This window comes from Methylorubrum sp. SL192 (genome assembly GCF_026672325.1).
GTDB classification, from domain to species: domain Bacteria; phylum Pseudomonadota; class Alphaproteobacteria; order Rhizobiales; family Beijerinckiaceae; genus Methylobacterium; species Methylobacterium extorquens.
Genome location: NZ_JAPPQV010000003.1, coordinates 4452258 through 4474531, shown reverse-complemented (window position 1 = coordinate 4474531; position 22274 = coordinate 4452258). Strand labels below are relative to the sequence as shown.

Sequence of the window (22274 nt, the reverse complement as noted above, 5' to 3'; positions counted from 1 at the left end):
TCGGGAGAAAGGCGGGGGATCAATAGGAGGCAGAGTCAGCCGGCACGGGCCCCTGCGTAGAGGGCCTCGCAGCGGTCGAGCCATAAGTCGCGGGTGAACAGGTGGCGGACGCGCGCATGCGGCGCCGTGCGGGGGATCATCAGCGCCGTGCTGATCGCCTGGGCGAGGGCGGCCTCGTCGTCAGGTGAAACGAGGCAGCCGGCCTCGCCGACGACCTCCGCAGCCGCGCCCCTGGCGAAGCCGGCCACCGGCAGGCCGCAGGCCATCGCCTCGACCGCCACCAGCCCGAACGGTTCGTCCCAGCACGGCGTGAACAGGAAGACGGAGGCGCGGCCGACCTCCTGCGCCAGCGCCGGGCCGCCGAGATGGCCGCCGTAACGGATCGGGCCGCCAATGAGCGGGGCGACCTGCGTCTCCCAGTAGTCAGGCTCCTCGATCGGGCCGAACAGGGTGAGGGGCAGGCCGGCCTGCCGCGCGGCTCGAACAGCGAGATGCGTCCCCTTGATCGGCGCGACGCGCCCGCACCAGACGGCGCTGCCGTCGCCGTGCGCTTGATAGGGCCAAAGCGCGGGATCGATCCCGTTATGCAGCACCGAGACCTCGGTCGGGGCCCCGTCCGGCCACCAAGCCTGGGCCTGCGCCTCCGAGGTCACGGTGATCCGGTGACCGGGGGTGACACTGTCGTGCACGCACCAGCGCAGGGCATCGTAGGGCGGGACGTGCAGCGAGGTCACCGTCGGAACGGCGGCCGTGCGGCGGCGCTCGAGCGGCAGCCGGCTGAGGCTGTTGTTGTGCAGCACGTCGAAGCCACCGGCCGCGATCCGGTCGCAGGCGGCGGCGTAGCCTGCATCGACATGCGCCTTCAGCCCCGGATCGCCCCGGTGCTCCAGCCCCGGAAAACTCCGCTCGTGATGAACCGGGATCACCGGGTCGATCGAAAAGCGCGGGTCGCTGTCGCCGGCGGCGAACAGCACGACCTCGTGGCCGCGCGCCGTCAGCCCCTCGGCGAGGTGCCAAGTATAGGCTTCCAGCCCACCGGCGAAGGGCGGAGCGATCGGGTGGCGCAGATGGGCGAGGAGCGCGATCCTCACGCCGTCACCGGCACGGAAGCCGGTGGCACGTTCCGTTCGCGTGCGCGCGCTTCCAGATGCCGGATGACCGAGGCGGAGTTGGTGTAGGGCTGGTGGCTCTGCTGCCCGGTCAGCGCGAGATCTTCGGCGTCGGGCCGGCGCAGGATGCGGATCGGCTGCTCGGGCGTGTCGTCGATCAGGCCCATCACCTTGAAGGCGTGAAGCCAGTGGCCCATGGTGCGGTAGCCCCACTTGGCCTCGAACAATTCGGCGTTGCGCACCACGCTGTCGAGGTGGTGGATCGGGGGCATGTGGTGCGGGTGGTACTGGTGATAGGCCAGCGCGCCCTTCATCCAAGCGATGGGTAGGCCGCACTGGTCGAGGATCTTGCCGAAATCGGTGTCCTCGCCGCCATAGCCTGTATACCGCTCGTCGAAGCCACCGACCGCCTGAAACGTCGCCCGCCGGATCGCGAAGTTGAGCGACCAGAAGCAGCGGTAATCGTTGCAGATCTCGATGCCCGCAGCCGGCGGACCGCGGCGGTCGGAATGCTTTTCCGCCACCGCTGCGAGGTCGGCGTAGCGCCAGTCGCCCGCGGTAGCGTGCTCGGGCAGGTGCAGAACCTCGCCCATCAACAGACCGTCGAGTTCGGACAGCGCCCGTGCATAGTCGGCCACGAGGTCGGGCGCCGGGATGCAATCGACGTCGAGGAAGACGATGTTCTCCCCGCTCGCCGCGGCCACGCCGCGGTTGCGCGCGGCCGCGAGCGGCAGTTCGGCGCCCGATACCAGGATCTGGCGGACCGGGAAGGCGGTCTCGGGCAGGTCGTAGGGCGCGTCCTGCATGACGGCGATGATGAATTCGGCGGGCGGCCGCGTCTGGCGTTCCAGCCCGAGGAGCACGTTGCGCAGATGGGCGGGCCGTCCTTTGGCCAGGGTGACGACGGAAACGGTGGACATGCGGGGGGACAGGCTCCGGCAATCGGGAATTGTGGATCGGGGCGGGTCGCTCAGCCGGCAACGACGCGCAGCGGGACGGCATCCAGCTCCTGCGCGGCCGATCCGCCCTGCCAGAGCGCGTCGGTCAGCCCTTCGAGCCAGCCGGCCGCGCGCGTGGCCGCGTCCGGTGCGTAGAGGCTGCGCAGGATGGTCCCGTCGAGGCTGCGGGCGCGGTCGAGAAGATCGCGCCATCCGTGAAAGTCGCCGGGCCAATGGGGCGCCTGCACGGCGGCGCCGAGGCGGATCAAAGCCTCGGCCTTGCGGGTCTGCTCGCCGAAATAGCGCCATTCCGGCATGACGATCAGGCGCCCCGCCACGCGCGCGACTTCGTGCACCGTGTTGTCGCCCGCTGAGGCGACCACGATGTCGGCCGCCGCGAGATAATCGGTGACCGACGGCACCCAGCCGAGTTCGCGCAGGTTGGCGAAGTCGGTCTCGTGGCCCTCGCGGTGGGTCGGACCCAGGGTCAGCCAGAGTGCGTCGGGCGCGGCGCGGGCGGCGACCGTCAGCGGCGCGTAGGGCGTGCCGCTTCCCCCGCCGCCGGTGACCGCGACGACGATCTCGCGCTGCGGGTCGAGGCCGAGCCGGGCCCGCGCCTCGGCGCGATCCGGCACGCGATCGACGCTGGTGCAGAGCCCGCCGCTATAGAACGTCTTTCCGCGCAGATGGGCCGGGTAGTCGTCCTGCTCCAGCCGCTCGTCGAAGGGGGCGAGCATTCCGACGCAGGCCTCGTAGGCGCCGATATGGGCGATGTCGTTGCGGTCGCCGTGCATGCGGATCTGGACGGCGGGGACGCTGGCGATGCGCGCGAGCATCGCGATCTCCGCCGACACATCGACCACGAACAGTCCGACCGCGCGCTCGTCGAGATGGTCGAGGATCTGGCGCATGGTCCGGCGCATTTCGGCGAGCCCCAGCGGCACGCAGTGCATCACCGGCGGCGTCGGCTCCGCGTAGAGGCGTGGGGTCGGCACCATCGCGCCGATCATGTTCGGCAGCGTCACGATCTCGATGTCGCGCGAAAATCCGTCGAACAGGTGCGGGCCGGCGGTCAGCACCGAGACCGGACGGTCGCGGGCGAACTCGGCAGCCACCGCCATGGTGCGGTTAGCATGGCCCCGGCCCTGATGATGGACAAAGAACGCGATCGGTTTCTTCATGGCGCGTGGTTTCGAGGCTCGGATATGGAGAAATTGAAGGCGAGGGGCAAAGCGACGGGACGATTAGGAGAAGAGGGCCTGGGGCCGCAGGGCGGCGGCGATCTCGGGCGCGCTCGGCTGGCGCAGAACGCGGATCGCCGCGGCCTCGGTATCCCAGGCGATCAATCCGGCCGCGCGGAACTGTTCGAGCCAGTACGTCATGCACCAGCGCCCGTGCCGCGCGTGGAAGCGCGTCGCGTTGGCGAGGATCGGCGCAAAGTGCTGGAGCGGCGGCACGTGGACCGGGTGGTGCTGGTGATAGGCCCGCGCGCCCGCAACCCAGAAGGTCGGTAGCCCGGACCCCGCGAGGCGCGCGGCAAGATCCGTCTCCTCGCCGCCATAGCCGACGTAACGCTCATCCATGCCGCCGACCGCGTGCCACGCCTCGGCGGGTAGGGCGAAGGACAGGCCCCAAAGCTGCCCCGCATCGGGCTCTCGCCGCAGCCCGGTCTCGGGCAGGGGAGGCCGGGCCGGATGAGCGCGGCCGAGGCGGTCGAGCGCGGCGGGATCGGGAGCCGGGCCGCCCGCGATGGCATCCGGCGGCAGGTAGAGGACTTCGCCGAGGAACAGGCCCCGCTCCGCAGCGTCAGCGTTCGCATAGGCGGCCACCAGGGTCGGACCCGGGATGCAATCCACGTCGAGAAAGACGAGGAGATCTCCGCAGGCCGCGGCCGCCGCCCGGTTGCGCGCGGCGGCGAGCGGCATCGGCTCGCCGGGCACGTGGAGGTGGCGCACCGGGCAGCCGGGATCAGGCAGATCGGGCGCCGGGTCCAGCTGCATCCAGGCGATCACCAGTTCGCGCGGGCGCAGGGTCTGGCGGGCGAGCCCACGCATCAGGTTGCGCAGGCGGTCGGCCCGGCCGCGGACCAGGGTGAGCACGCTCGGCGCTGGACGAGGAACCGCGTTGCCGGTCACGTGGACGCGCCGAAGCGGGGGCTACGACGCATAGGCCAGCGCCCGGCGGAAATGCAGGACGCCTTCGATGATGCCGCGGGCATGCGAAGTGCGTGCGACGTAGGAGTGCTTGAGCGCGGCGTTGCTGGCCAGCCCGTCGGAGTAGTTCGCGACGATGATCGCCTGCGTCCGGGCCCGCAGCATCTCGACGTCGTTCCCGGAATCACCGGCCACGAACACGGCCTGCTCGGGCAACCCGTAGAGGGCGCGGACGTGATCGACCGCCGTCCCCTTCGAAGCCGTCGCGGGCAGGACGTCGAGGTAGCGGCCGTGGCTGTGGATCACGTTCGCCGGGAGACCCGCCTGCACGAGGCGATCGCGCACCCGATGGGCCGTCGCCTCGTCGCCGAAGAAGCTGAGCTTGTGCGCGCGCTGCTCGAGGGGGCCCTGCGGGACGAGCCCGTCGAGTCGGCCCAAAGCCGCGCCGACCGCCCCCCGGTCCCAGGCGTCCGAGACCGCCTCGCGCCACGCGGCGTCGGCCGTATAGGTCACGCCGTTGGCATCGAGATGGTAGATCTCCGAGCCGACCGAGGTGATCATCACCTGCGGTCGCGGGCTCGCCTGCTGCTCCAGCACCGCCATCGCGCTGTGGAAGGAACGGCCGGTGGCGACGCCGAAGGCCAGTCCGGTCTGGCGGCTGCGCCAGCGCCGGAACGTCGCCAGCGCGGATTCACATCCCACGAGCGTGTTGTCGATATCGCAGATCAGCAGTTGGCGCGGGGTCCGCAGGGGCGGGTTTCGCGCGAGCAGCGCGCCGAGCAGGTCGTGATAGCGGGCGGCATGCCGGTCCCAATCATAGGCGGCCGCCGCGCGGGCGCCGCCGGCGACGCAGCGGGCGCGGAAGGGGGCATCCGTGAGGATGTGCAGGCAGGCGGCGGCGATCGTCGCGGGCGCACGCGGATCGACGAGCAGCCCGTTGCCGCAGGTCTCGACGATGTCGTTGGGGCCGCCGCTGTCGGTGGCCACCAGCGGCAGGCCGGCGGCGGACGCCTCCAGAAGCGTGAGGCCGAACGGCTCGTTGAGCGCCGGGTTGACGAAGACGCCGCCGCGCTCCCGCGCATAGGCGTAGATCGCCGGCACGTCCTCCGGGCGGTGCGTCTTCGGATAGGCGACGCGGCCGTAGAGGTCGTAACGGTCGATGAGCACGAGGAGGTCGCGCATGGTCGCCGCCATGTCGCCGTCGAGCCGGTCGATGTCATCGCGGGTGCCAGCGACGATTACGAGGTTGGCGCAAGCCTGGAGGTCCGGGCTCTCGCCATAGGCCTGAACCAGGGCTGCCAGATTCTTGCGTGCCACCGGCCGGGCCAGCGCCAGCACCGCCGGCTTGCCGGGATCGTGGAGGAACCGGTCGATCGCCGCGTCGATCCGGGGATGCGGGCGGCTCTGCGCGAAGCGGGCGAGATCGCTGCCCGGCGGCAGGACACGGGCGCGGCCGGGATCGTAGGCGGCATAGCCGGCATATTGCACCTCGGCCTCGTCGCGCGACGAAGCGATGACGAGGCTCGCCCGCGCCAGGGCCGCCTCCTCGGTGACGATCCGGCGCGACAGTTCGGGGTCGTTCGCGGCGCCGTCGCCGACCATGGCCGCCTTCACCCGCCCGAGCGAATGGGCCGTGAACACGAAAGGGATGCCGAGTCGGTCCTCGACGATCTCCGCGACCGCGGCGGCATCCGCGTAATGCGCGTGGATGATGTCGGGCGCACGGGGCTGGCGGCCGATCCAGGCGATGAGATTCTCGGCGTAGCTTTCGACCTCGCCGTGCATCGCCTCCTTCGAGCGGTAGCCCGGTGACGCGCTCGCGAGCCGCACGAGCGCGACCTTGTCGGAGATCCGCTCTTCGGGCACGGCGTAGTCGGGGCCGGGCGGGCCTTCGAACCGACGGGTCGCCATCACGATCCGCGCGATTCGCGAGTCTTGGGCCGAGGCGGCGACCAGATCGAGCAGGTATCGGATATGCCCGCCGGTGTCCGAGGTCAGGCCATACACGACGTCACGGCAGCGCAGGCAGCCTTGTAGAGCAATGTGCAGAACGAACATCAGGCGTTCGTCGTGCCGAGACGATCGAAGCCGGATGTATTGAGTAAGGTGCAACACGTGATCCGCGTCGCCCAAGTCGCTCCGAACATTTTCCCCGTTCCCCCCGAACACCATGGCGGCACCGAGAGGATCGTGCACGATCTGTCCGTGGCGCTGCGAAGCTTAGGTATAGACGTAACGCTGTTCGCCTCATCGGACAGTGCGACAGACTTGCCGCGCGTCGGCGATCATCCGAGCCTTGCGGCTCTGCAACATCGGAACCGGCAGGTCCCCCCCGGGGTTCCAGCGGCCCTCGATGCGTTGCAACTGGAAGCTTTGCGCCAGCGGCTCGACCAGTTCGACATCGTGCATTGTCATGGCGAGTTTGCCCACGCGGCCCTGCTGGGCCCGCGCCGGCGACAGAGCCTGACGACGGTGCATTGGCGGGTGGACGAACTCGACCGGGCGCTGTTCTTCGCAGGCTTCCCCGATCTGTCGGTCGCGGCGATCTCGGCGGCGCAGGAGGCCGGCATCCCGGCCTCGAACCGGGCGGGCGTTGTGCATCACGGGATCGCCAGGGACCGCTACACGTTCCGGCCCGAGCCCGGCGCGCATGTCGCCTTCGTCGGCCGGATGACCGACCAGAAACGCCCGGACACCGCGATCCGAGTCGCCCGCGCCGCCGGCCTGCCGATCCGGCTCGGCGGCACGATCGATGTCGGCAATCCGGACTATTTCGAGCGGAGCGTGCGCCCCTTGCTCGGGCCCGACGCGACCTATCTCGGGCCCGTAGATGATCGGGCGAAAGGCGATCTGCTCGGCGGCGCGCGGGCGCTGCTGTTCCCGATCGATTGGCCCGAGCCCTTCGGCCTCGTGATGATCGAGGCCATGGCCTGCGGCACGCCGGTGATCGCCTGGAATCGCGGTTCGGTGCCCGAGATCGTCGAGGACGGGGTGACGGGCTTCATCGTCACCTCGGAGGCCGAAGCGGTCGCGGCGCTGGCGCGGATCGGGCAGCTCGACCGTGCAATGGTGCGTCGCCGCTTCGAGGAGCGGTTCACCGCCGAGCGCATGGCGCGCGACTACATCGCCCTCTACCGCCGCCTACTCGCCGCCTGATGCGCACCGCTCTTCTGGCCTGGGACTATCCGCCTGCGCCGAGCGGCCTCTCGACGGCGGCGCGCGAGATTGCCGAAAGCCTCGCCGCGGCCGGCGCCGAGGTGACCGTCTTCACCCTCGACCGCTCCGGCCGCGAACGGGTCGGCGGCGTCACGGTCGAAGGGCTCGCCCTGCCGCCCGGCGGCGGCCTGGCGCGCCTGCGCCTGTGGGGCTCGGCCGGGCATCTGGCCGCGCCGCTCGCGTTCCGGCGGGCGGTCCTGGCCGCCCATGCTCGAACGCCCTTCGACGTCATCGAGGCAACGAACTGGTACGCGCCCGCCGTGCTGCTTGCCCGCCGTCGTGACCTGCCGCTGGTGACGCGCAGCTCGACCCCGGCCGCCTTCACCCGTGGGCCCGGCGCCACCCTGCGCGACCGCCTCGACGGACGCACGGCCGATGCGCTCGAGCGCGCTCAGGCACGGGGCAGCGCCGGCCTCATCGCCAACACGGCCGAGCACGGGGCGGTGATCGCGCGGGCCTATCGCCTTTCCGGGCGGCAACCCTCCGCCGTGATCGGCCTCAGCCTGCCGCCGGAGATTTTGAGCAGCGCCCGCGCCGCGCCCTATCCGGAGACGGATTCCCCTGTGCGCCTGCTCTTCGTCGGGCGGGCGGAGGCGCGCAAAGGGTTCGACGCGCTGCTCGACGCCGTCGCGATCCTCGCCGCGGAGCAGGAGGCCGGTGCCCTGCCGCCGTTCCGGCTCGATCTCGTCGGAGTGCCGCCCAACGACCTGCCGCCGGATCTGCCCGACGCCGCGCGGCAGCGCATCTCTGCCCGCGGCCGTGTCGATGCGGCGGCGCTGGCACAGGCCTATGCGGACGCCCACGCGGTGCTTGCGCCATCGCGCTACGAGAGCTTCGGCCTCGTCTACCAGGAGGCCATGGCCTATGGCCGGCCGGTGGTGGCCTGTGCGGAGGATGCGAGCGCCCGCGCCTTCGTCGGCGCGTCCGGGGCGGGGCCCCTGGCGCAAACCGCAACTGGGCCGGCGCTCGCGGATGCCCTGCGCCCGCTCCTCCTCGATCCCGGCCTGCGCCACGCCTACCGCATGCGGGCTCTAGCGGCGGCCGGGCGCTTTGATAGGACGAGCCTCGGGCGGGAAACCCTCGCGCTCTACGAGGCCGCGATCGCGGCGGCCCGACGCGGGTGATCGGCGGTGCCGACGAAATTCAGTCGCGGTACGGCCGCAGCAGCGCATCTTCCTCTTCCGGGCGGCCACGGCCGGGATCCAGGGCCTCGTAGCGGCGCGAGCGGGCCGCGACATGCGCACGGCTCAGGCGGTGCTCGATCCCGCCGTGGAGGCTGATGAAACTCTCGGGCCAGCCGCCCGCGAGCCGCGGCCGCTCGTGCACCCGGCCGGCATAGCGGACATCGCTGCGGTTCAACCGGTACTGCACGTCCGGGTACACATCCGAGAGAACGCCATCGACGCGGTTGAACCGCGCCAACCCGATCGAGCGGACGGTGCCGGCCTCGGCGAGCACTACGAGCGCGGGCAAGAGGCTGCCGGTGGCCGGATCGAGGGTCTCGTCGGCGTCGAGCTGGAGCATCCAGGCATGGCGAGCCAGAGCCTGGAGCGCGTTGCGCTGCGCGGCGAAATTGCCTTCCAACGGCCGGGCGGCCACGCGCACCGCCCCCGCCGGAAACCCGGCGACTGACACCGCTCCGGGCGGGGTGATGTCTGAATCGAGCTGGATCGTGATGTCATCGGACCAGCCTGCTTGCGCCGGCAGACTCGCGAGGACCGCATCGACCTCGGACGGACGGCAGAGCAGGCCGAGCGAGACGGGGCATTTGTCCGAACCATCGAGGGCGTAGAGGGCGGCACGCGCGGCGTGCCCGTCATGGGGATGGCGCAGGGCTGCGCGGCCCACGGCGTCGAGCGGGCGGATGCCGCGTCCGAGCCCTGTGGCGGCGGTGCGGAGGGTGTAGAGGTCGAGCCCGTAGGGCGCGTCCGGATCGGGTACGAAAACCTGCGCCGCGAGAGCCTCGGCCAGATGCGCGCGGCAGCGGGATGCGTCCGCCCCGCCTTCGAGCAGGACGCCGCAGGAGGCACAGGCGAACGGAAACAGGCGCCGACGCCCAACCGGGTAGATCAGGTGCCGTTCGCTCGGCGCGAGCATGTCGGCCGCGCAGACGAAGCATCGGCGCATGGTCATCACTCCGGCATCCTCGAATCGCGGCGAAGCTCTGGTTGCTCCGGGCCGGCGCCTTACCTTCGCTGTTCCGCGAGCTTCAAACCCCGAGCCCCTGCCGCAAGTGCCCGCCGACTTCGATCTTCCCGAAGCAGAACGCTTCGCTTTGCCCCCCGCCACGTCCCTGGCCATCGTCGGCAATGCGCCGGAAATCGGCGCGTCGGCGCGTGAGATCGATGAAGCGGACTGCGTCGTGCGCTTCAACAACGCGGAGGGTTTTGGGGGCCGCACCGGCTCGCGGGTCACCCATCTCGCCCTGGTGAATCGCGGCGGTCAGATGCGGGAATGGCTGGCGGACCGGGCCTTTCTCGAGCGGCCGGCGGTCCGGGCGGCGCAGGCCTTCATCCTGCCGTTCCCATTGCTGCCGGCGGAGGAGAACGGCCCCGAGCCGATCTGCTGGACCCGCGAAGCCTTGGCGCTGCTGCGCCCGACGGGCCGACCGATCCACATCCTGCCCGAAGATCTCCACGAGCGCGGACGTCGCTTGCTGGCGCCCCGCACGGCCGGGCGCCCGAACCCGAGCACCGGCTTCCTCGTAACGCTTGCGCTTCTGAACGACCGCCCTCTCGAAGCCGCTCCGGCGCAGGCCTACGGCTTCGGGTTCGCTGGCTGGCCCGGACATCCCTGGGCCGCCGAGCGCGCGTGGTTCGCGGAAGCCCAGGCCGCCGGGCGCGTGCGCCTGCACCCTCTCGCAGATTGATCCGCTCATCATGTCCACGCTGATCACGGTGCTGAAGAGCGGCGGCCGCTACAATGCGGTCTGGGTCGAGCGATTGGCCCGCGGCGTGCGCCGCCACGCACCGGCCTTCGACCGGATCCTCTGCCTCACCGACCTGCCGCTCGCCGTCGAGGGTGTGGAGCGCGTGCCCCTACGCCACGATTGGCCGGCTTGGTGGGCGAAGATGGAAGCATTCTGCCCCGGCCTCACCGAAGGCACGACGCTGCTCTGCGACCTCGACACCGTCTTCACCGGTCCGGCCGGCGCCCTGGCCGAGCCCGGCCTTGCGGCGATGGAGGACTACTTCCACAAGGGCCGCCTTTCCAGCGCGCTGCTGCGCTGGTCCGGGGACGAGCTCGCCGGGCTCTACGAGCGCTTCGCGGCCGAGCCCGAGCGCTGGATGACGGCTGGGTCCTGCGGCCCGGTCCCCAACGCCGTGCACGGCGATCAGGTCGTCATCGACCATCTGCTGCGCGAGGCGGGGTTACGCCCGAGCTTCTTCCAAGACATCGCACCGGACCTGCTCGACTTCTACGATCCCCGACGCGCCGCTCACGGCCCTGTCGTGATCTTCATCGGTGAATCCAAGCCGGACACCGTCCGCGGACCGGTCCACGCGGCCTGGGCCGGCGCTTGAGGCCCGCAGCTGAGTCCGAACGGCGCCCCGACCGGGGTGACAGCCGATTGGCGTCTGGCGAATGGTGATCCTTCTTCCATCATCAACAGCAGGCCGCCGAATGAGATTTGGACGCTCACCGTTCGGCCGGACCAGAATCCGGGGGACCCTCAATGATCCCTTCCGCCGCGCGGGCGTTGATCGGTTCGTGTGATGTGGCGGGAGGATACGAGCCATGACGAAGCTTTTCATCGCGCGGGTGCGCAACGCTGGCGGTGAGCGCCCGCTCGTGACCGTGCGGGCCGCGGCGGAGGGCGAGGCGCGCCTGTTCGTCGAGGCAGCCTACCCCGAGGACGAGATTGTCGAGATTGCCGAGCCCGGCGAATGGGTGAGCGACAGCGACACGGGTACGAAGAACGGCGATGTGCGCGAGCATCCGGGCACCGCGTGGCAGGCGCCGACGAGCCGGGCGTAGCGCGCAGCCATGTCCTGCCTGGCCGAGGATGTGCGCGCCCTCGCGCTGATGCTGCCGGAAACGGTCGAGGGCGCGCATCAGGGCCATCCGGATTACCGGGTCGGCGGGCGGATCTTCGCCACGCTCTGGACCGATGAGGCGCGGGTGGTCGTGCGGCTGACGCCCGAGGCGCAAGCCCTGTGGCTGGACGCCGAGCCGGACGCGTTCGAACCTGTGCCGGGCGCTTGGGGGGCGCGCGGCTGGACGAGCCTCGAACTCGATCTTGCCGAAGAGGAGACCTTGCGGGGCGCGCTTCTGACCGCTTGGCGGATCGTCGCGCCGCCCGGTCTCGTTGCCCGCTACGAAGGTCTCGCGCTCGATCCGTGAGTGCGGATCAGCTTCTCAGCCCCGGCGCTTCCTGACCGGTGCTCGCCACGTATTCCGAGTAGCCCCCGCCATACTGGCGGATCCCGTTCCCGGAGACTTCGAGCACGCGGTTCGAAAGGGCGGCCAGGAAGTGCCGGTCGTGGCTCACGAACAGCATCGTGCCCTCGAAGCCCGCCAACGCGTTGATCAGCATTTCCTTGGTGGCGATGTCGAGGTGGTTGGTCGGCTCGTCGAGGACGAGGAAGTTCGGCGGGTCGTAGAGCATCTTGGCCATCACCAGCCGCGCCTTCTCGCCGCCGGACAGCACGCGGCAGGGCTTTTCCACGTCGTCGCCGGAGAAGCCGAAGCAGCCGGCCAGCGCCCGCAGCGAGCCCTGGCCGGCCTGCGGGAAGGTGCTCTCCAGATCCTCGAACACGGTCAGGTCGCCATCGAGCAGATCCATGGCGTGCTGGGCGAAGTAGCCGAGCTTGACGCTGCCGCCGACGGCAACCGTGCCGGAATCGGGCTGCGCCGTGCCGGTGATGAGCTTCAGCAGCGTCGATTTCCCGGCGCCGTTGATGCCCATCACGCACCAGCGCTCCTTGCGGCGGATCGCGAAGTCGAGGCCCTCATAGATGATGCGGCTGCCGTAGCGCTTGTGCACGCCCTTGAGCATCGCGACGTCGTCGCCCGAGCGCGGCGCCGGCTGGAACTCGAAGGCGACGGTCTGCCGGCGGCGCGGCGGCTCGACCCGCTCGATCTTGTCGAGCTTCTTCACCCGGCTCTGGACCTGCGCGGCGTGGCTGGCGCGGGCCTTGAAGCGCTCGATGAACTTGATCTCCTTGGCGAGCATCGCCTGCTGGCGCTCGAACTGCGCCTGCTGATGCTGCTCGTTCAGCGCCCGCTGCTGCTCGTAGAAGCCGTAATCACCGGAATAGGTGGTGAGCGTGCCGCCATCGATCTCGATGACCTTGGAGACGATGCGGTTCATGAACTCGCGATCGTGTGAGGTCATCAGCAGCGCGCCGTCATAGCCTTTGAGGAAGGCTTCGAGCCAGATCAGGCTCTCGAGGTCGAGGTGGTTGCTCGGCTCGTCGAGCAGCATCACGTCGGGGCGCATCAGCAGGATGCGGGCGAGCGCGACGCGCATCTTCCAGCCGCCCGAAAGCCGGCCGACATCGCCGTCCATCATCTCCTGGGAGAAGCCGAGCCCGGCCAGAACCTCGTAGGCGCGGCCTTCGAGCGCGTAGCCGTCGAGTTCCTCGAAGCGGGCCTGCACCTCGCCGTAGCGCTCGATCAGCGCCTCCATCTCGTCGGCCCGGTCGGGATCCGCGAGACCGGCCTCCAGCTCCTTCAGCTCGGCCGCGACGACGCTGACCGGGCCGGCGCCGTCCATGACTTCCGCGACAACCGTGCGTCCGGCCATTTCGCCGACATCCTGGCTGAAATAGCCGATGGTGATGCCGCGCTCCGAGGAGACCTGCCCCTCGTCGGGCTGCTCCTGTCCGGTCATCATCCGGAACAGCGTGGTCTTGCCAGCGCCGTTCGGGCCGACGAGGCCCGCCTTCTCGCCCTTTTGAAGGGCGGCGGACGCCTCGATGAAGACGATCTGACGACCGTTCTGCTTGCCGATCTTGTCGAGGCGAATCATGCGTCCGCGAGGCCTGGTTGGTGGTCTGGGGGCGGTGTGCCGGGAAGGGAGCGCTCGCGCCTTACGCCAAGGGCGCGGCGAGCGGAAGCAGAGGGGCTTCAGGGCAGGTCCGCTTCAGGCGACCGCGAGGTTTTCGGTCGCCGGTGCCCGACAGACCAAGGAAGGCGGGCAAGCGACAGAATTTTTATCGGTGAGGCAAATCGAGTTCGATTAGTGGCTATCGAACCGAATTCAAAAAGACATCATATGTTGTAAGTGGTCATCGGCGCCAAATTATCCGTAGAGTTGCAGCTTATTAACCGTGCCTGCCTCACATGATTGTGATCCGATGCGACCGGGGCCGCGCGCGGATACTCTTTGACGGTCCCCGCGACGCGAACAGATGCGCTGGTTCACAAATCTCAAGCTGATCGGAAAACTCGCCATTCCGGTGGCCCTGGTCGCGCTGGTCGCGGCCGGCATCGTCGGTCTGGCGCGGAACACGCTCGGCCAGTTGCAGCGCGGGACACAGGACGTCGTCGATGTGCGCGCGGCGCGGGTCATTACCGCCTTGCAGACCGCGCTCGCCATCGACGAGGCCGTGATCAGCGAAAAGAACATCATCCTCGAGACCGACGCCTCGATCCTGTCGGCGCAGCACGAGCGGTTCGAGGCATCGCGGGCGCGGGCGCTTGCCGGCGCAGACCACTTGATCGCCATCGCGGACAGCGACGCGCGCCGGGCGATGCTGACCGAGGTCAAAGCGACGATTTCCGGCTTCTTCGCGACGGTCGAGCGTTCGATCGCCTTGGGACTGAAGAACCAGAAGGAGCAGGCGTTCAAGGTCTCTGCGGATGAGGTACGCCCGGTTCGGACAAAGGCGATCGAGGCGATCCAGAAGCGCATCGCGGCCAATATCAGCGATCTCGAAGATGCCAAGCGGGAGGCCGCCGAAATCGGCTCGTCCGCCGCTCTGACGCTGACGGTCATCGCGGTCGTCGGCCTGCTGCTGGCCTTCGGGCTGCTCGGGGTGATCGTGATCGTGGGGGTCGTGCGCCCCATCGGCCGGCTCGTGCGCGTGCTTCAGCGGATGGCCGAAGGCGCGATCGAGACCGAGATCGCCGAGGCGCGCCGCGGCGACGAGATCGGCGCCGTCGCCCGTGCCGTCGAGGCCATCAAGGCGCTCGTGGCGCGCAAGGCCGCCGAGCAGGCGGAAATGAAGCGCGTGGCGGATGAAGCCGCGGCGATCGAGCGCCGCCGCACCATGATCGAGTTGGCCGACGGCTTCGAGCGTGCCGTCGGCGGTGTCGTCGGGATGGTGTCGTCCTCCGCCACCGAGCTGCAGGCGACCGCCCAGCAGATGACGGCCACCGCGACCGAGACCGCCAGCCAATCGACCACCGTCGCGGCTGCGGCGGAGGAGGCGGCCTCCAATGTCGGCACCGTCGCCGCTGCCGCGGAGGAACTCGGTGCTTCGGTCCACGAGATCGGCCGGCAGGTCGGCGCGTCGGCGGACATGGCGCAGCGCGCCGTCGGCGAGGCGGACCACAGCGCCGCCCTCATTCATGAACTGAGCCAGGCCGCGGCGCGGATCGGCGACGTGGTGAACCTCATCGCCACCATCGCCAGCCAGACCAACCTGCTCGCGCTCAACGCCACCATCGAGGCGGCGCGGGCAGGCGAGGCGGGGCGTGGCTTTGCCGTGGTCGCGAGCGAGGTGAAGGAACTCGCCGCGCAAACCTCGCGGGCGACGGAGGAGATTTCCGGGCAGATCGCGCAGATCCAGGGCGCCACCGGTCAGGCGGTGACGGCGATCGGCGGCATCACCGGCCGCATCCGCGAGATCAACGCGGTGGCGACGACGATCGCCGCGGCCGTGGAAGAGCAGGGTGCTGCGACCCAGGAGATCGTGCGTAACGTCTCCCAGGCAGCCGTGGGCGCGGGCGAAGTCACCAGCAACATCGCGGGCGTGGCGCAGGCATCGGAGGAAACCGGAGCCGCCGCCACGCAGGTTCTGGCCTCGGCCTCGGAGCTGTCGCAGCAATCCGAGCATCTGCGGGCGGAAGTCGCGCGCTTTCTCGCGACGGTGCGCGCGGCCTGAACCAAGCCCCACGCGAATTGAAAAAGGGGACGCCTCACGGCGTCCCCTTTTTCGTTCGTAGAGCGGGTTTCGAAGGGGGTCACTGAGCGCCGGCAACCCCGATCGAACGGTGCCTTAGCCCGGTACCTTCTTATGGGTCACGGCGGCGGCCACTTCGTCGGGCCGGACCTCGTCGCCGGCCACCGCGCCGGAAAGCGCTGCGGCGTGGAGGGCCAGTACGGGCACGAAGACGAGCGCCATCATCAGCGCCACAACGAGCACCACGCTGCCGTTACCGCCGGATTTCGCCGCGCGAGAGCGCGCACGGCGGGAAATGACATTGGAGTCAGTCATGGCTCACCTTTTTGTCGGACCAGCCGCCAAGGCCGGTCGCGGGTGAGCCGGATCAGACGATCAGGCGCAGAACACGCGGGTGGCCGAAGGCGGCGTGGTCGATCGACTACTGTCGTCGGGCATTGGGGTCGGAAGTTCCTGTGGAGCCGCGCATCGCGCGCACGGCGACGATGAGCAGACAACGCGCGCTTGCAGGATCGGTTCGATCCCGTCAAGTCCGAACGTCGTTGCGCGCTGTGAATGTGGGCGGTCGTCGCGTTCCGACATCATCGGCGATCGGCGGCGGACCTGCGCGAACGTGTGCAGTGCAACTCGCGTTGGGACACCATGTCGAACGACACGATCATCTGGACGCAGGGTGGCATCGCCGAGGTGCCCCTGCAGCGCTTCACCGGCCGAATCGGCGCGATCGAGGTCGCCACCGTCGAGTATGACGGGTCGAACCGCCTCTGGACGTGGTGGAGCCCGCTCGCCGAGGACATCTGGGGCCATGCACAGGAGCCGGAGGGGGCCAAACAGGCCGCCGAACTCTGGCTGCGCGATTGGCTCGAGAATTTCCGGCCGTTCTTCGAGGCGGGCCGCTGAACGCATCAGGCGGCGACCGGCGCCGCGTCCCGGCTGCGCCACATGTAGCGGGCGAGGATCGAGCGGTACGGCGCGAACCGGGCGGCCACCGCGACTGTATCCTCAATCCCTGCGAGCCGCCGCAGGACGCCGACCGCGGCCACGTCGCCGACGGGCCAGATATCCGGATCGAGAAAGTGGAAGATGCCGGCCATGTCGGCCGTCCACGGCCCGACCCCGCGGATACGGCATAGAACGGCAGAGCGCTCGGCATGTGGTAGCGTCGCGAGTTCCGGGCCGAGCAGGCCGGCCTCCTCGGCCTCGCGGATGGCGTGGAGCGCCCGCACCTTGTTCGCCGAGACGCCGCAACTGCGCAAAAGAACCTCGGTGCCCGGAATGAACAGATCGCGCGGCGTCCCGTCCTGAGCCGCGGCAGCCGCCTCGATCCGCGTCCAGATCGAGAGGGCGGCCTTCGTCGAGAGCTGCTGGTTGACGACCTCGACGAACAGACGCTCGGCGAGGCTCGCATGCGCGGGCGGCGCGATCTCGATCCGGCCGATTGCCGCGATCGCGGCTCGCAACGGCTCCGCGACCGTGGCAGCCGTTTCGAGCATCCTTTCGTAGATCTCTGCGTCGAGCATCTTCTTCCTGGGGCGACGATGACCACCGCCGGGAAACGCCTGGCACCGTCCGCCGCTCCGCCTTCCCGCCTCCGCGTTTGACCCGCAGCGGCCGCGCAGCCCCTTGATCAGAAGCGCGTGGTGAGCGCGGTCAGCCAATCCGGCGAGGCGTCGACCAGCGTGGTTTCGAGCGCCCGATCATAGCCCGACAGGATCAGGGCGCCGGTGGCGACGAGGATCACGCCGAGCGCGAGCTTGAGCCCCTTGCCGACGCCCATCATCCGCGCGCGCCAGCGGATCAGCACCTCGCGCGATAGCATCCCGAGGGCGACGAGGGGGAGGGCGGCCCCGAGGCCGAACACCAGCATGGTGACCGCCACAGTGCCGAGGTCGCGCCCCTGGGCGGCGAGCAGGGAGGCTGCGCCGAGGGTCGGGCCGACGCAGGGGCTCCAGACGGCGCCGACGAGGAGGCCGACGGCGAACTGGCCCGCCAGCCCCGCGGTCGCGACTCCGCCGAATCGCTGCTCAGCCCAGTTGCTCAACGGCCCGGCCGCAACGGCGAACCGATTCTGCGCCGTCGGTACGATCAGGATGATGCCGAGCACCATCAGCAGCAAAGCCCCGATGGCGCGAAACCGGTCTCCATCGAGGCCGAGCGCGAACCCGATCGTCGCGATGAACAGGCCGATCGCAACGAAGGAGAGCGCCAGACCGGCGGCGAGCGCCACGGGCCCGAGGCGATGCTCCGCGACCGCCGCGCCCAGCACCAGCGGAAGCAGCGGCAGCACGCAGGGCGACAGCACCGAGAGGAGGCCGGCAAGGAAGGCGAGGCCGAGATGGCTGGCCATGGTGCGGCTCGAAACCCTTCGCCGAGACGTCCCCAGTCACCCGCCGGCCGGATCGCCTCGGCCGGGTGCCCTCGTCTCCCGGCTTTCTCTACAGGCGAACGCCGTGCCCCGCATCGGCCGGCCGCGTTCCCTTGGTGCCGCATCACCGGCGGCCCACTGTCTTCGCCGCCGTGCCCAGCTCACCCGTGCCCATGCGTCGGCATGGACGCGTTCCCCCGGATCAGCTCACGGCCGGCATAGAGGCCGCCGACGACCTGCAGGTCGAGGCGCTCCGCGTCGCGCCGACGGACCTCGGCCATGATCTCGCCGGCCGCGTCCGGATCGGCCCCGATCGTCACCAGCGCCTGCTCCCCCAGTGCAAAGGCCGATTCGAGCGTCTCGCGCATCTGGTAGGCGACGCCCGCCTCGATCAGCTCCACCGCGTGCTCGCGGTCACGGGCACGCGCCAGCACCGGAACCAGTGGAAACTCCGCCTTCGCCAGTTCCGCGATGCGCTTGGCCATGGCGCGGTCGTCGATGCAGATCAGGATCGCTCGCGCCGTCGCGGCGCCGGCCGCGCGCAGGATGTCGAGCCGGGCCCCATCGCCGTAATAGACCTTGAAGCCGAACCCCTCGGCGAGGCGGATGTTGTCGGCGTTGGTGTCGATGATCGAGACCGAGCACCCGCGCGAGATCAGCGGCTGGCTGACGATCTGCCCGAAGCGGCCGAACCCGATGATCAAGGCGCTGCCGACGAGATCCTCCGGCGCTTCGACGCCGTCCGTGGACGCGGTGGCCTTCGGCCCGAGGCGATCGAAGGCGATGACGGTCAGCGGCGTGATCGCCATCGACAGGATGACGGTGGCCGTCAGGATCGCGTTGGTCGTGCCGTCGATGATCCCCGCACTCGCCGCCGCCGCATAGAGCACGAAGGCGAATTCGCCGCCCTGCGCCATCAGGGCCGTCCGCTCCAGCGCCTCGGCATGTTTGGTCCGCAGGGCGCGGGCGACCCCGTAGATGACGAGACTCTTCACCGCCATGTAGGCGGCCACGCTCATGAGGATCAGACCCCAGTTCGCGGCGATCACCGCGAGATCGAGGGACATCCCGACGCCGAGAAAGAAAAGGCCGAGCAGGATGCCGCGGAACGGCTCGACATCGGCTTCCAGCTGGTGGCGGAAGCTCGATTCCGAGAGTAGCACGCCGGCAAGGAAGGCCCCCATCGCCATGGAGAGGCCGCCGAGCTGCATCGCCAGCGCCGAGCCGAGCACGACCAGCAGCGCCGCCGCAGTCATGACCTCCCGCGCCTTCGCCGCGGCGAGCAGGCGGAACAGCGGGTTGAGCAGCCAGCGGCCCGCGGCCACGAGCGCGGCGATGGAAACCAGGGCGATGGCGACGGCGATGGCGCGCTCGGTCCCACTCGTTTCGGCGCCACCGGGCGCGAGCAGCGCGACGGCGGCCAGAAGCGGCACGATGGCGAGATCTTCGAGCAGCAGGATGGCAACGATCCGCTGGCCTTTCGGCGTCGAGAGCGAGCCGCGTTCTTCGAGAAGCTGCATGACGATGGCGGTCGAAGTGAGCACGAAGCCGGTGCCGGCCACGAAGGCCACGACGACCGGAAACCCCATGGCGACGCCGACCAGCGTGAGGGCGGCGATGCAGGCGCCGACCTGGGCGAGACCGAGACCGAAGATTTCGCGGCGCATGCCCCAGAGCCGCGACGGCTCCATCTCCAATCCGATGATGAAGAGGAACATCACGACGCCGAGTTCGGCGACGTGAAGGATGGCGTGGGCATCGGTGAAGAGGCCGACGCCGAACGGCCCGATGGCCAACCCCGCCACGAGGTAGCCGAGGACCGAGCCGAGACCGAGCCGCTTGAACAACGGAACGGCGACGACGCCCGCGGCGAGGAGGGAGACGACCTGAACGAGTTCGCTCGCGGCCCCGGATGCTTCGATCGCCATGGCGTGGTGGGACCTCTGGACGGGTTGGAAAGCGCCGGTCGGGCGCGGGGCGGAGTGTGTGGAAAGGGGGCGCGCAGCCCTCGGTGAGCTGCGCGCCTTCGCTTACGGATAGCGGACGGGCGGGGGATCCTCGGGCAGCGGGATGAACTCGGCATCGTTCGGCACCGTGTCGAAGCGGCCCTGGCGCCAATCCTCCTTGGCCTGGGCGATCCGCTCCGGCCGCGAGGAGACGAAGTTCCACCAGAGGTGCCGAGGGCCGTCCATCGGCTCGCCGCCCAGAACCATGAACCGCGCGGCCTCCGTGGCGCGCACGCTGATGCGGTCGCCGGGCCGGAACACCAAGAGCTGGCCGGGACCGAAGCCGTCGCCGGCAATCTTGATGGCGCCCGCAACCGTATAGATCGCGCGCTCGTCGTAGGTCGGGTCCAGCGGCAGGACGGCGCCCGCTTCCAGCACCACATCGGCATAAACCATCGGGCTCGATGTCCGCACCGGCGAGCGCGCGCCGAAGGCTTCACCCGCGATCAGGCGAACGGTCTTGCCCTCGCCGGAGAGGACCGGAAGCGCCGAGGCATCATAGTGCTCGAAGGCCGGCGCGCTTTCCTCCTCCCGAGCCGACAGGGCGACCCAGCTCTGGATTCCGAACAGGCGGGAGCCGGTCTGGCGAAGGGTTGGGGCGGTGCGCTCCGAATGGGTGATGCCGCGTCCGGCCGTCATCCAATTCAGTTCGCCCGGCCGGATCGGCAGCTCGGTGCCGAGACTGTCGCGATGCATGATCTCGCCGTCGAACAGGTAGGTAACGGTCGAGAGGCCGATATGCGGGTGCGGACGGACATCCATTCCCTGACCGAGCAGGAACTCGGACGGTCCCATCTGGTCGAAGAAGATGAACGGGCCGACCATCCGGCACTCGGTCGAGGGGAGGGCGCGGCGCACGGCAAACGAGCCGAGATCGCGCGAGCGCGGCACGATCAGGGTCTGGATCGCGTCACAACTGAAATGGTCGCCCGGAATCGGATCATCCGCACTGTGCCAGCTCATCGCCCTTCTCCCTCTTCGGCCGAGACCGACAGCACGGCACGCCTCAAGAAGCGTGTCAGCCGCCGCGTCGCCCGCCACCCTGTGACGGCGTGTCGTCGAAAGCACTATGGAATGAGCGCGAGAGAACGAAAACGGAAACTAAGGAAACGTATCGTTTCCAGAAATGCCGTTCTTAGCTCGTCACGCCCCCGTTCGGTAGCCGCGTCATGCGCCCGCCCATCCGGCCCGACGTTCCCTGCCTCGCGGCCTATCCCTACGTCATCGTGCGCGTGGCCTGTCCTCATTGTCCGAACCGCACGGGCAGCTACCGGCTCGCCCGGTTGGCCGCTCGGCTTGCTCAGCGCGTCCGTAGCGGGCTTTCCACAGCTCCATGAGCGCCGCACCGGTGCTGGCAACGCACCGCGTTGGCCGCATGGCTACCTCAGCCGGATACCTCTGGGGTGCAGGCGGGTTTCCGTTGATGCAAGCCGATGGCGTGACGCCCGAACATGCGGCTCACCATCGGCCTCACGAGCAGGAGGGAGCTACCGCTATGGCAGACATTCGCTCACATGACCCGCTTGGCAGATCCGATGGCGGGCCAGCATCCGGCCGGGGCGGCTCATCGAGTGGCGGCGGGGCAGCGGATCAGGCGCGACAGGCGTTGCGCGATGCGACGGATAAAGCTTCTGACGCCTGGGACAGCGCCTCGGAGTACGGCTCGCGGTACTACCGTCAGGGAAGCCGAGCAGTCGGCAATGTGGATTCAACCACGATGACGGGCTTCCTCGTCGCGGGGGCTATCGGCTTCGGGCTCGGCTGGTTGGTGTTCGGCCAGCATTCCTATTCCGGGGATTACGTCGCGAGACGCATGAGCCGCAGCAGCGAGCGCGATTACTAGATCGGAGCTGCCGGCGACTGGCCAAGCCGAGCAAGGCACAGTCTGTCGTCGGCAACCTCCCTCCCATGCCTGGTATCTGCCTCGACCAGATCGCCCCCGTGGTTTTGGACGGTACGGTGGGCCGCGAGTTGACCATGATGCGCTGGGGCATCCCAGGGCCGAAGGCTTACGGCGAACAGCCCGTCACCAACGTCCAATGTTGGATGGGCGCATGAAGGAGGTGGCGCGTGGCGAGCGTCACGGCGGAGAGGCAACCCCATAGGAGGGTCGAAGCCTCGTGCGCCTTGTGATGCCGCGGCAGGGAACGGAAAGTCGCTAACCCGGCGGTGCCAAGCTGCAGTTCATATCGCCGCACTTTCGAGGTTCACGGCCGAAAACCATGAGCACTCAGGCATTGCGATGGAATGTGCTTTTTGAGCCAGAGGGGAATGGCGCGCCCTGCGGGAATCGAACCCGCCTTTTCAGCGTGAAAGGCTGACGTCCTAACCGATAGACGAAGGGCGCTGTCTGACGGCGACCGGTCTATAGTCGGGTTCGCCGCCGACGGCAACGGCTTTGCCGCATGATTCCGC

At 69.5% G+C, this 22274-nt stretch carries 21 protein-coding genes and 1 tRNA gene; 9 read left to right on the top strand and 13 right to left on the bottom strand.

Annotation, left to right across the window (positions count from 1 at the left end; all coding sequences use genetic code 11):
* Nucleotides 1-35: 35 nt before the first annotated feature.
* The 5 genes from OVA30_RS21510 to OVA30_RS21490 form a co-directional block, all read right to left on the bottom strand.
* Nucleotides 36-1091 (bottom strand): glycosyltransferase family 4 protein, encoded by a 1056-nt coding sequence (locus tag OVA30_RS21510; protein ID WP_268176816.1) that lies wholly within the window; start codon nt 1089-1091, stop codon nt 36-38.
* Nucleotides 1088-2029, bottom strand: coding sequence for a glycosyltransferase family 2 protein (locus OVA30_RS21505; RefSeq protein WP_268176814.1), 942 nt, complete (start codon nt 2027-2029; stop codon nt 1088-1090). The genes OVA30_RS21510 and OVA30_RS21505 overlap by 4 nt, the downstream gene beginning before the upstream one ends.
* A 50-nt stretch (nt 2030-2079) precedes the next feature.
* Nucleotides 2080-3228 (bottom strand): glycosyltransferase, encoded by a 1149-nt coding sequence (locus OVA30_RS21500; protein ID WP_268176812.1) that lies wholly within the window; start codon nt 3226-3228, stop codon nt 2080-2082.
* A gap of 63 nt (nt 3229-3291) precedes the next feature.
* On the bottom strand, nt 3292-4146 hold the full coding sequence (locus tag OVA30_RS21495) for a glycosyltransferase family 2 protein (protein ID WP_268176811.1): 855 nt from the start codon (nt 4144-4146) through the stop codon (nt 3292-3294).
* Between the two features lie 57 nt (nt 4147-4203).
* Nucleotides 4204-6258 (bottom strand): HAD-IIB family hydrolase, encoded by a 2055-nt coding sequence (locus tag OVA30_RS21490; RefSeq protein WP_268176810.1) that lies wholly within the window; start codon nt 6256-6258, stop codon nt 4204-4206.
* Between the two features lie 57 nt (nt 6259-6315).
* Between OVA30_RS21490 and OVA30_RS21485 the strand changes: the two genes are divergently transcribed.
* A complete protein-coding gene (locus tag OVA30_RS21485; RefSeq protein WP_326493638.1) occupies nt 6316-7356 on the top strand; it encodes a glycosyltransferase family 4 protein in 1041 nt (346 codons plus the stop codon).
* Entirely contained in the window at nt 7356-8540 is a 1185-nt protein-coding gene (locus OVA30_RS21480; RefSeq protein WP_268176808.1) for a glycosyltransferase family 4 protein, read from the top strand. The genes OVA30_RS21485 and OVA30_RS21480 overlap by 1 nt, the downstream gene beginning before the upstream one ends.
* Nucleotides 8541-8559: 19 nt before the next feature.
* On the opposite strand, the gene OVA30_RS21475 is transcribed toward OVA30_RS21480, so the two are convergent.
* On the bottom strand, nt 8560-9543 hold the full coding sequence (locus OVA30_RS21475; protein WP_268177522.1) for a hypothetical protein: 984 nt from the start codon (nt 9541-9543) through the stop codon (nt 8560-8562).
* Nucleotides 9544-9649: 106 nt separating this feature from the next.
* On the opposite strand from OVA30_RS21475, the gene OVA30_RS21470 reads away from it, so the two are divergent.
* The 4 genes from OVA30_RS21470 (at nt 9650) to OVA30_RS21455 (ending at nt 11760) form a co-directional block, all read left to right on the top strand.
* Nucleotides 9650-10285 (top strand): hypothetical protein, encoded by a 636-nt coding sequence (locus tag OVA30_RS21470; RefSeq protein WP_268176807.1) that lies wholly within the window; start codon nt 9650-9652, stop codon nt 10283-10285.
* A gap of 10 nt (nt 10286-10295) precedes the next feature.
* Nucleotides 10296-10940, top strand: a complete 645-nt coding sequence (locus OVA30_RS21465; protein WP_268176806.1) for a hypothetical protein — start codon at nt 10296-10298, stop codon at nt 10938-10940.
* A gap of 214 nt (nt 10941-11154) precedes the next feature.
* A complete protein-coding gene (locus tag OVA30_RS21460; protein WP_135300083.1) occupies nt 11155-11394 on the top strand; it encodes a hypothetical protein in 240 nt (79 codons plus the stop codon).
* 9 nt (nt 11395-11403) lie between these two features.
* A complete protein-coding gene (locus OVA30_RS21455) occupies nt 11404-11760 on the top strand; it encodes an MmcQ/YjbR family DNA-binding protein (protein ID WP_268176805.1) in 357 nt (118 codons plus the stop codon).
* A gap of 7 nt (nt 11761-11767) precedes the next feature.
* Here the strand turns inward: OVA30_RS21455 and OVA30_RS21450 are convergent, their stop codons facing one another.
* A complete protein-coding gene (locus tag OVA30_RS21450) occupies nt 11768-13390 on the bottom strand; it encodes an ABC-F family ATP-binding cassette domain-containing protein (RefSeq protein ID WP_268176804.1) in 1623 nt (540 codons plus the stop codon).
* Between the two features lie 382 nt (nt 13391-13772).
* Here OVA30_RS21450 and OVA30_RS21445 point away from each other — a divergent pair, with 382 nt between their 5' ends.
* On the top strand, nt 13773-15470 hold the full coding sequence (locus OVA30_RS21445; RefSeq protein ID WP_268176802.1) for a methyl-accepting chemotaxis protein: 1698 nt from the start codon (nt 13773-13775) through the stop codon (nt 15468-15470).
* 114 nt (nt 15471-15584) lie between these two features.
* Here the strand turns inward: OVA30_RS21445 and OVA30_RS21440 are convergent, their stop codons facing one another.
* Nucleotides 15585-15803: a hypothetical protein gene (locus OVA30_RS21440; RefSeq protein WP_003600683.1), complete on the bottom strand. Its 219-nt coding sequence runs from the start codon at nt 15801-15803 to the stop codon at nt 15585-15587.
* 327 nt (nt 15804-16130) lie between these two features.
* Here OVA30_RS21440 and OVA30_RS21435 point away from each other — a divergent pair, with 327 nt between their 5' ends.
* Nucleotides 16131-16388 carry a hypothetical protein gene (locus OVA30_RS21435; RefSeq protein WP_268176800.1) on the top strand — a complete coding sequence of 86 codons (258 nt, stop codon included), beginning with the start codon at nt 16131-16133 and terminating at the stop codon, nt 16386-16388.
* Between the two features lie 5 nt (nt 16389-16393).
* On the opposite strand, the gene OVA30_RS21430 is transcribed toward OVA30_RS21435, so the two are convergent.
* The 4 genes from OVA30_RS21430 to OVA30_RS21415 all read right to left on the bottom strand — a co-directional run bounded on the left by OVA30_RS21430 (nt 16394) and on the right by OVA30_RS21415 (nt 20822).
* A complete protein-coding gene (locus OVA30_RS21430) occupies nt 16394-17008 on the bottom strand; it encodes a DNA-3-methyladenine glycosylase family protein (protein ID WP_268176799.1) in 615 nt (204 codons plus the stop codon).
* A 107-nt stretch (nt 17009-17115) separates the two neighbouring features.
* Nucleotides 17116-17835 (bottom strand): cytochrome c biogenesis CcdA family protein, encoded by a 720-nt coding sequence (locus OVA30_RS21425; protein WP_268176798.1) that lies wholly within the window; start codon nt 17833-17835, stop codon nt 17116-17118.
* A 179-nt stretch (nt 17836-18014) separates the two neighbouring features.
* Nucleotides 18015-19781 carry a monovalent cation:proton antiporter-2 (CPA2) family protein gene (locus OVA30_RS21420; protein WP_268176797.1) on the bottom strand — a complete coding sequence of 589 codons (1767 nt, stop codon included), beginning with the start codon at nt 19779-19781 and terminating at the stop codon, nt 18015-18017.
* 102 nt (nt 19782-19883) lie between these two features.
* Entirely contained in the window at nt 19884-20822 is a 939-nt protein-coding gene (locus OVA30_RS21415) for a pirin family protein (protein WP_268176795.1), read from the bottom strand.
* A gap of 739 nt (nt 20823-21561) precedes the next feature.
* Between OVA30_RS21415 and OVA30_RS21410 the strand changes: the two genes are divergently transcribed.
* Entirely contained in the window at nt 21562-21702 is a 141-nt protein-coding gene (locus OVA30_RS21410) for a hypothetical protein (protein ID WP_238506209.1), read from the top strand.
* 429 nt (nt 21703-22131) lie between these two features.
* Here the strand turns inward: OVA30_RS21410 and OVA30_RS21400 are convergent.
* Nucleotides 22132-22206 (bottom strand) — tRNA-Glu (locus OVA30_RS21400).
* Nucleotides 22207-22274: the final 68 nt, after the last annotated feature.

Coding starts and splice junctions, on each gene's coding strand:
- OVA30_RS21445 (WP_268176802.1), top strand. CDS start 13,773: ATGCGCTGGTTCACAAATCTCAAGCTGATCGGAAAACTCGCCATTCCG.
- OVA30_RS21455 (WP_268176805.1), top strand. CDS start 11,404: ATGTCCTGCCTGGCCGAGGATGTGCGCGCCCTCGCGCTGATGCTGCCG.
- OVA30_RS21440 (WP_003600683.1), bottom strand. CDS start 15,803: ATGACTGACTCCAATGTCATTTCCCGCCGTGCGCGCTCTCGCGCGGCG.
- OVA30_RS21460 (WP_135300083.1), top strand. CDS start 11,155: ATGACGAAGCTTTTCATCGCGCGGGTGCGCAACGCTGGCGGTGAGCGC.
- OVA30_RS21480 (WP_268176808.1), top strand. CDS start 7,356: ATGCGCACCGCTCTTCTGGCCTGGGACTATCCGCCTGCGCCGAGCGGC.
- OVA30_RS21505 (WP_268176814.1), bottom strand. CDS start 2,029: ATGTCCACCGTTTCCGTCGTCACCCTGGCCAAAGGACGGCCCGCCCAT.
- OVA30_RS21475 (WP_268177522.1), bottom strand. CDS start 9,543: ATGCGCCGATGCTTCGTCTGCGCGGCCGACATGCTCGCGCCGAGCGAA.
- OVA30_RS21425 (WP_268176798.1), bottom strand. CDS start 17,835: ATGGCCAGCCATCTCGGCCTCGCCTTCCTTGCCGGCCTCCTCTCGGTG.
- OVA30_RS21435 (WP_268176800.1), top strand. CDS start 16,131: ATGTCGAACGACACGATCATCTGGACGCAGGGTGGCATCGCCGAGGTG.
- OVA30_RS21465 (WP_268176806.1), top strand. CDS start 10,296: ATGTCCACGCTGATCACGGTGCTGAAGAGCGGCGGCCGCTACAATGCG.
- OVA30_RS21490 (WP_268176810.1), bottom strand. CDS start 6,258: ATGTTCGTTCTGCACATTGCTCTACAAGGCTGCCTGCGCTGCCGTGAC.
- OVA30_RS21430 (WP_268176799.1), bottom strand. CDS start 17,008: ATGCTCGACGCAGAGATCTACGAAAGGATGCTCGAAACGGCTGCCACG.
- OVA30_RS21420 (WP_268176797.1), bottom strand. CDS start 19,781: ATGGCGATCGAAGCATCCGGGGCCGCGAGCGAACTCGTTCAGGTCGTC.
- OVA30_RS21415 (WP_268176795.1), bottom strand. CDS start 20,822: ATGAGCTGGCACAGTGCGGATGATCCGATTCCGGGCGACCATTTCAGT.
- OVA30_RS21500 (WP_268176812.1), bottom strand. CDS start 3,228: ATGAAGAAACCGATCGCGTTCTTTGTCCATCATCAGGGCCGGGGCCAT.
- OVA30_RS21450 (WP_268176804.1), bottom strand. CDS start 13,390: ATGATTCGCCTCGACAAGATCGGCAAGCAGAACGGTCGTCAGATCGTC.